Source organism: Streptomyces sp. CNP082, from assembly GCF_059570535.1.
The window spans coordinates 1-7,834 of the sequence record NZ_JCANSZ010000117.1 but is presented as its reverse complement, the minus strand read 5'-3'; the positions used below and the strand labels follow the sequence as shown (position 1 = coordinate 7,834).

Annotated in this window: 7 protein-coding genes and 1 pseudogene; 5 read left to right on the top strand and 3 right to left on the bottom strand. The window is 71.2% G+C overall.

Translation table 11 applies throughout. From position 1 onward, the window contains the following. Positions 1-255 precede the first annotated feature (255 nt). A pseudogene (locus tag B124_RS36620) lies at positions 256-981 on the bottom strand (reverse transcriptase N-terminal domain-containing protein); the annotation flags it as partial. A gap of 831 nt (positions 982-1,812) precedes the next feature. Here B124_RS36620 and B124_RS36615 point away from each other — a divergent pair. From B124_RS36615 to B124_RS36605, 3 genes are all read left to right on the top strand, one after another. After that, positions 1,813-2,067, top strand: coding sequence for a transposase (locus B124_RS36615; protein ID WP_496507345.1), 255 nt, complete (start codon positions 1,813-1,815; stop codon positions 2,065-2,067). A 232-nt stretch (positions 2,068-2,299) separates the two neighbouring features. Next, positions 2,300-3,169 (top strand): alpha/beta fold hydrolase, encoded by an 870-nt coding sequence (locus B124_RS36610; RefSeq protein ID WP_496507344.1) that lies wholly within the window; start codon positions 2,300-2,302, stop codon positions 3,167-3,169. After that, positions 3,166-3,756, top strand: coding sequence for a DUF4291 domain-containing protein (locus B124_RS36605; RefSeq protein ID WP_496507343.1), 591 nt, complete (start codon positions 3,166-3,168; stop codon positions 3,754-3,756). Before B124_RS36610 ends, B124_RS36605 begins: the two co-directional genes overlap by 4 nt. Positions 3,757-3,970: 214 nt before the next feature. Here B124_RS36605 and B124_RS36600 read toward each other — a convergent pair whose 3' ends face one another. Together B124_RS36600 and B124_RS36595 are read right to left on the bottom strand one after the other, a co-directional pair. Beyond that, positions 3,971-4,627 (bottom strand): maleylpyruvate isomerase N-terminal domain-containing protein, encoded by a 657-nt coding sequence (locus B124_RS36600; RefSeq protein WP_496507342.1) that lies wholly within the window; start codon positions 4,625-4,627, stop codon positions 3,971-3,973. 42 nt (positions 4,628-4,669) lie between these two features. After that, positions 4,670-5,572, bottom strand: a complete 903-nt coding sequence (locus B124_RS36595; protein ID WP_496507341.1) for a phosphotransferase enzyme family protein — start codon at positions 5,570-5,572, stop codon at positions 4,670-4,672. A gap of 188 nt (positions 5,573-5,760) precedes the next feature. Here B124_RS36595 and B124_RS36590 point away from each other — a divergent pair, with 188 nt between their 5' ends. Then, on the top strand, positions 5,761-7,020 hold the full coding sequence (locus tag B124_RS36590) for a DUF6745 domain-containing protein (RefSeq protein ID WP_496507340.1): 1,260 nt from the start codon (positions 5,761-5,763) through the stop codon (positions 7,018-7,020). A gap of 82 nt (positions 7,021-7,102) precedes the next feature. Beyond that, positions 7,103-7,561, top strand: a complete 459-nt coding sequence (locus B124_RS36585; protein ID WP_496507339.1) for a DUF8820 family protein — start codon at positions 7,103-7,105, stop codon at positions 7,559-7,561. Positions 7,562-7,834: the final 273 nt, after the last annotated feature.

Here is a 7,834-nt window from a genome sequence, read left to right as displayed (position 1 = left end):
CCTGTCTCGGCAAGCACCTCGTCGACAAGATCACGATCGACGATACGAGTCAGGACCCCTACACCGATTCGATCCGTCATACGTACACCCGCGAGCGCGGTGCCACGATCGCCCTGAAGCATGGCGAGAAGATAGCAGAAGGCAGGCAGAGGAGGAACAGAAGGAAAGACCTGCCGCTTTATCCACAGAACGCACGGGAGTGTCGCTGTGGAAAAGTGGATGACGAAATGCCGAGGAGCTTAAATGAGTGGCATTGCCCTGCGGAGTCCCCTCCTCGGTCGGTGTGAACCGTCCTTCTTCGACTACCCCGGCCCTCAGCCATGCCCGGATGTGACTCCGGCCGGGGAAGTCCCCGACGGCGTCCATCAGGTGTGGATGGTCGATGCGGTCGAATGCTGCCGATAGATCAGCATCGAGGACCCAGAGGCGTTTGGCATTCTTGCGTGCCGCTGCCCCGAAGATTGCCTCGATCGCGTCGTGGCATCCCCTCCCCGGCCGGAAACCGTACGACCGGGGTTCGAAACGGGCCTCCCACTCGGGTTCCAGAGCATTCTTGACGCGGGCCTGCATGGCCCGGTCCCGAATGGTCGGGATTCCGAGGGGTCGTTGTTTCCCGTTGCTCTTCGGGATGTACACCCGCTTGACCGGCATGGCGCGCCAGGGCTTTTCAGCCCGATGGATGTCTGTTGCTAGCTTCCATCGGGATTCCGGCGTTACCGCCTTCTTCCTGTCGACGCCGGCCGTCTTGCGGCCCGTGCTCAACTGGGTCACTCTTCTCACGCTCAACAGCGTGTTGGAGTGGCTCCGCAACATGAGCTTTTGAAGATTCCTGACCTTTGGCCAGTCTTCTTCCTGCGTGGCCTTGAAGATCCGCTGTCTCAGTCGCCGTACTTCTCCCTCGCAACGACTCCAGTCAACCTGGTGCCAGCGCGCGGAGGCGTCCTCTGGTCCGTTCGCCGGGCTGAGCGGCAACACAGTCATGTTCACCGTCCTCCCGGTGTCTAACTTGTCCTTCGGTTCAGGCTTCTTCTCAGTTCACTTCAAAGGCTTACCTGGTCCACGTCTGCTCCCTTTCGAGCCGGGAACATACCCGTATCCGGCAGGTTATACGGGCGCGCTCGCCCGTTTTCCCTTTCCCTTTCGGGGACCGGCATTCGCTTCTTGGACCATCCTGTCCGGCTGAGGAATTCCGCTCTCCTCGCGGTCGGCCTACCAGATCGATCTGGACCTCAACCGGGTTTCCACGTTCCGCACCGTCAAGATGCGTCCGGGGAGGGTGCCTCCTATTGCCCCGTGGCCAGTGGTGTTCACGAGCCGCAGGTCCATACCCTCGGCTCCACTCGACGCCTCCCAGCGTCCGGGCCATAACCGCCACTCCTACTCAACATCGGGCGGGCTACAGTGACGAGGCTTTGACAGAGGTTCACTTTCGTTCACCCTTCCAGACTGTCCCTCGGCCTGTGAGGTCAGATGCCTTGACGTTCTTGGGCCTTGAGCGCTCAGCTTCACACCCCGCCGTTGCCAGCGACGCATGTGAACGTGGGACCAGACCTCAGAACACTGGTCTGGGACAACCCCGTTGAAGCGGCGTTGTCCACTTGGACGGTGCGACCTCGTGTCGCACGCGGAAGCTGTACCTCAGCTGCATGACCGTCACCCTACGAACTTGGGCTATGGGTGAGATGCAGGAGATCAGAACTTGTCGTCACTGCGCTTACATGACGCATGTGCACGTGGTCTTCGTTACCAAGTCCCGGCACAAGGTGTTCACCGATGCCCGCTTAAGGCGGATAGGGGGAGATCACGCGGTCGGTGTACACGGACTTCGCATACGACCTGGTGGAGTTCAACGGTGCGGACAACCACGTCCACCTGCCAGTGAACTTCCCGCCCAAGGTCACCGTGACCAAGCTGGTCAACTCCCTCACGGCGCCCCACTCTCCGTGGTCAGGCAATCGAACAGCAGAACCGGCCGGTGTGAGCACCGCCCGGCTCCGCCGGGACCAGCCCTCGCGACGCTCCGCGCCCCAGGCGAAGAAGCGCGGTGTCCGGCTCCGCCGAACCTGAGTCCGCGACACTCCGCGCCGCCACCATCAGATTCGCTTCATCACCGGTCTGAAGGCCGATGCACTGCGAATGAATTCCGGTAGCCGTGCAGGGGGTCGCCGACGCCGCCGAAGGTGAGCAGCACGCCGGACTTCTGCCGGATCATGTGCCGGGCCCGCTGGGCGCATGCGCCGACCGGGGGCGCCCGGAATACGGTTGCCGCGCGGCGGACGCCGCTGACAGGCTCGTCGCCATGCTGGCCTTCTCCGCCCCCGACGGGACCGCACTCGCCTACCACGACTCCGGCGGCGACGGCGCGCCCGTCGTCTGCCTGGCGGGCGGCCCCATGCAGTCCTCCGCCTACCTCGGTGACCTCGGTGGCCTGACCGTGCACCGCCGGCTGATCCGCCTGGACCACCGCGGCACCGGCGCCTCCGCGGCACCGGCCGATCCCGCGTCGTACCGCTGCGACCGGCTCGTCGCCGACGTGGACGCCCTGCGCGCGCACCTGGGCCTGGACCGCCTCGACCTGCTCGCCCACTGCGCCGGCGCGAACCTCGCGGTGCTCTACGCGACCCGCCACCCCGGACGCGTCGGCCGGCTGGCGCTGATCACGCCGAGCGTCGCGGCGGTCGGCATCGACATCGCCGGGGAGGCCCGGCTGGCGACGGCGCGACTGCGCGCGGACGAGCCGTGGTTCCCCGAGGCGTACGCGGCCCTTGAGGACCTGACCGCCGGCCGCGACGGCGACTGGGACGCCGTGGCACCGTTCTTCCACGGCCGCTGGGACGACGAAGCACGCGCCCTGGAGGCGGCGTCCGACAAGGACCGCAACGCCGAGGCGGCAGCGGTCTACGGCTCCCCCGGCGCCTACACCCCGCCCGCCACCCGCGCCGCCCTGGGCCGCCTGCCCGCCCCGGCGCTGGTCCTCGCCGGCGAGTTCGACCTCAACTCACCGCCCCCGGTGATGGCCGAGTACGCGGCCCTGTTCCCCGGCGCCCGCTACGAGGTCCAGCCCGCCGCGGGCCACTTCCCGTGGCTGGACGACCCGGCCCGGTTCACGGCGGCCACGGCGGCGTTCCTGACCGGCTCCCCCGCGTACGAGGACGGCTCCCCCGGGTGACACCGGAACTGAGGACGGTCCGTGCGGAACAGACCGCGGACACGATCACCGTCTACCAGGCGTACGCACCCGCCATCGCGGAGCCGGCGCTGCGGGCGGGCACGTTCGTGCCGCCGTTCAAGCGTGACCGGATGACGTGGATCAAGCCGTCCTTCCTGTGGATGATGTACCGCTGCGGCTGGGGCACGAAGCCGGGCCAGGAGACCGTGCTCGGCATCGAGATCACCCGCGAGGGCTTCGAGTGGGCCCTGCGCCACGCGTGCCTGTCGAGCTACGACCGGGAGGTACACCCCGACCGGGAAACCTGGCAGCGGCAGTTGACGCGTGCACCCGCCCGCGTCCAGTGGGACCCCGAACGGGACCTGCACCTGCAGCCGTTGCCGTACCGTTCCCTGCAACTCGGCCTCTCCGGTGAGGCCGTACGACGCTACGCGGACGAGTGGACGGCCGGCATCCGCGACGTGACCCCGCTCGCCCACCGGATCCACACCCTCGTCAGCGGTGGTGACCTGGACTCCGCCACCCGGCTGCTGCCCCGGGAACAGCCTTGTCCCCTCGGGGACGAACTCCTCGCCCACCTGCGGTGACGACGGGCCGGGCGGCCGGGGGATCACGAGGAGGTCCGTCCGGGCGTGGGTGAGTCAGGCCCGGCGCAGGCTGTCGATCACCCCGCCCCACCCCTGCCCGTTCCACTCGATCACGAGGGCGGAGCGGTCCGGCTTCATCCCCAGGTCCCCCTTCGTGCGCTCGGGGTCCGGCGGGCGCGGATCGGCGCCGCGCGGCCGGTGATTGCGCGCCGCGTCAGCCCAGGATCAGGGGGAGCTTCGCCGCCAGCGGGCCGAGGGCCGTGCGTTCCGCTTCCGTGGCGGTACGGCGGCCCGTGGCGGTCAGGAGGGCGTCGGTGTCGGTGAAGGACGCCGGGAACGCCGCGCCCGCGATCCGTTTCAGCAGGGCGCGGGCGGCGGCCAGGCCCTCCGCGGGCGGGCCGGGGACGTGCGGGAGGTGCACGGTCAGGTCGAGGTGGTGCAGGGTCCACTCCAGGACGTACGCCGCGAGGTAGTCGCCGGCCGTGAGGACCATGTCCTGGGTGCTCACCCGGAGCGCCGGGTCGGCGAGTCGGGCCGCACGGCCGGCGGCGGAGCCGACGTCGTCGAGGTGGAACTTCAGCAGCGCCGGGTCCTCGTAGGCCGCGGCGACCCGGACGGTGAGCGCGTCGAGGGGGTCCGCGCCGGTCGGCGGCTCGTCACCCACGTGCCAGTAGCCCGCCGCGTCGACCGTCGGCTCGCCGTCCGCCGGGGTGACCAGGGTGATGAGCACGTCCTGTGCGTCGATCACCAAGTGGTAGACGAGATCGCGGACGAGCCAGCCGGTGCAGCCGGAGGGCTGCGCGAAGTCCTCGTCGCCCAGGCCGGCGACGGCCGAGCGCAGCGCAGCCCAGGAGGGTACGAATCGATCCACCCCGGCAACGTAGTCGGGCGGTGTGCGGCCGGACAACCGCATTCAGGGCCGGAGCCTGGCGAACGCCTCCATCCGGCGCCGGTGGTAGTCGAGGTCGTCCTCGTCGTGCTCCACGCCCCGCGCCACGGCGAGCGCGAAGTACGCGCCCTCACGCCGCAGCCGGTGGCGCATCAACTGCGTCAGCGTCTCGTCGTCCAGCGTCTCCGCGGTGCCGCCGGCCTCCCGGTAGGTGTCGGCGAAGCGGCGCGCGTCCGCCGGGTTCTCGCAGAACTCGTCCGCGAACTCCCGCGCCGCGCTGGCCACTTCCACCTCGGGCGGGGCGACGAACGACTCGTCCCAGTCGAGTACGGCGACGATCCGGGCCGGGTCGTCGCGGTCGACGAGCAGGTTGCCGTGGTAGTAGTCGCCGTGCAGCGGGTGCCGCGGCAGGGCGCGGGCGGTGAACCCGGCCAGCCACGTGTCCAGTCCGGGGTCCCGCAGCCGGGGGTCGGCGTACGCCACCTCGCCGGCGAGGCCCGTCTCAAGGAAGCCGGGGCGCGGCCGGGGCGGCAGGTCCGCGCCGGCCAGCGCGCGGTGCAGCCGGGCGAGCATGCGGGCCGCGGCCGTCGCCGAGTGGGGATCGTCACCGGCGGCCCAGACCCCGTCGGCGTACGGCCAGAGCGACACCGTGCGGCCCTCGACCCGTACGACGGTGGCGCCGTCGCTCCGCCCGGGGACCGGCAGCGGAACCAGGGCCTCGGGGCAGCCGCCGGTGTGCGCGGCGACCGCGACGCGGTGGCACCACTCCGCCTCCGCGGGGTCCTTGCCGTACGCGCCGATCCGCACCACGTGCGCGCCCACCCGCCACGCGGCGGACTCCTCGCCGCCGTAGAGCCGTTCGGCGGGGCCGGTGACGCCCGTCGCCTCCCGTACCGCCGCCGTCAGCGGCACCTCCACGAAGACCACGCCCGCTCACCCGCCCCTTCGCCCCCGTCGGCTTCCGGCGGCATTGGATCACACCGCGGCCCCGCGCCGCGGCACGGTGGTCCGGGACCGCGTACGTCCTTAATCCCCTTGCGTCCCCGCGCCGCCGCTGGCACGCTTGCCGCCATGACTCACGGAAAGGCGCACACCGCCTCCCTCTGGTGACCGCGGTGACCACTGCGCGCGGGGCATCTCCCCGCTTCGGCAGCTCACTTTCCTCTTCCCACGAACGGCTGTCCCTCGCCGTCGCGCTGCGCGACGAATGGCTGGGGTACGCCTTCTCCTCCCTGCCCGCCGACCGGCCGGCGGCCGAAGCCGCCGTCACCGGGCTCTACGGCCTCGCCGGTGCGCCGCCCCCGCGGTTCGTCTGGATCAGCTCGCCCGCGGCGGCCCCGCCGGTGCTGCGCGACGAGCAACCGGCCTTCGCCCGCCCGCGGTTGCGGGCGGCCGAGGCGCCGGCGCGCTGGGCCGGCTGGCCCGTCGCGTCCCGGCTGGCGTCGCTGCAGTCCGCGCTCCGCGCCCGGCTGGACGGGCACGTCCGGCGCCCCGCGCACCTGTGGCGCATGCAGCGCCCCCCGTGGTATCTCACCGCGCACAGCATGGCGCCCGAGGACGGGCTCCACGACGGGTACGCGCTGCACGACATCCTGTGGACCGCCGTGCACGACCCGCTCAACACCTCGCTGCTCGACGGCCCGAGAACCGCGATCCGCACCGCCCTCCTGCCCGCCGCCGGCACCGGCGCCGAGCTGCTCGGGCTCACCTTCCACGGCCAGCACGACGCGCACTGGACCGGGCACTTCGACATCCGGGCCCGCCTCGGCCTCACCCGCTACCCCGCAGCCGACGCCCGCCAGCTCGCCCTGTGGGCCGCGCTGGCCCGCGCCGCCGGCTGGTGGTGGCCCGGGGACGGGGTGTGCGTCCTCGCGGAGCGGCCCGCCGAGGTGCACACCGAGCCGCTGCCCGGCGCCCGCAACGGCGAAGTGCGGCTGCACCACCCGCAGCGCCCCGCCGTCCGGTACGCCGACGGCGCCGAGGTGTACGCGCTGCACGGCACCGCCGTGCCCCGGTGGGTCGTCACGGACCCGACGGTGGCGCGGATCCACCGCGAGCCGAACGTCGAGGTACGCCGCTGCGCCATCGAGCGCATCGGCTGGGACACGTACATCGACCAGGCGGGCCTGCACCTGCTCGCCGCCTCCGACGACCCCGGCAACGCCGGCAGGCTGCACCTCTACCACGTGCCGCGCCGCGTGTGGGGCACGCCGGGGCGGGTCCTGCTCGTTGTCAACGGCTCCGTCGAGCCCGACGGGCGGCGGCGCCGGTACGGGCTGAGCGTGCCCGCGGACATCGACGACCCTGTCGCCGCGGCCGGCTGGTCGTACGGGCTCAGCGGGCCGCAGTACGCCCGGCTGGCCCGCCGCACCTGACGTGCGGTCACACTCCTTTCCCCTTCTTCCTTCTTCCTTCTTCCTTCTTCCTCTTCCCTTCTCTCACCCCGAGGTGATGCACATGACCACGTCCGCAGGCGTGACCCTCGCCGACCTCACCGCCAGGACCGGCCTCGACGTCCTCGCCCACCTGGAGCGCGAGGTGACCATCCCCGTCGTGGCCGGCCTGCAGGCGCAGGGCGACCTCATCGTCGTACCGCTGGCGCTCCTCGACGACGTCACCGTCCCGCGGCACACCCGCTGGACGCCCGTCCCCGCCAGCGGCGTCGAGCTGCTGCGCGGCGCCGCCGGCGGCAACCCGCACACGCTCGTCGCCGACGCGGGCACCTGCCGGTGGAGCCGGCGCGTCAACGACCCCCAGCGCCTCGCCCTCGGCGTCCTCGACGCCACCGCGGTCGCATACCTCATCCACCCGGAACACGGCGGTACGGGCATCGCGCCGGGCACCTACGTCATCCGCCGCCAGCGCGAACGGAGCGAGGCAACGGGGCGGTTCGGGAACCGGTTCATCGCCGACTGACAGTGATGATGTTCGTGAGCGTCTCCCGGCGGGGTCTGACCCAGCGACTGACTGACCTTGGGTCCTCAACGGGATCTGTCGGCCCTGGCCGGGAGACGCTCGTGTGCATCCACCGAGCGGGCTGGCGTGACTTCATAAGAGCCTGGCCAGAGGCCCCATCACTGTCTTGTCCGCCTGCCCGGCCGGTGGCTGCCGCCCTTGTCGGATCAGGTGAAAGGACGGCGATGTCCACCATCGCACAGCAGACCCGTGAGATCACCGGCGGCGTTGACA

What these genes read in the sequence shown, in the direction of transcription:
- B124_RS36610 (WP_496507344.1), top strand. Translation starts at nt 2,300, where the DNA reads ATGCTGGCCTTCTCCGCCCCCGACGGGACCGCACTCGCCTACCACGAC.
- B124_RS36585 (WP_496507339.1), top strand. Translation starts at nt 7,103, where the DNA reads ATGACCACGTCCGCAGGCGTGACCCTCGCCGACCTCACCGCCAGGACC.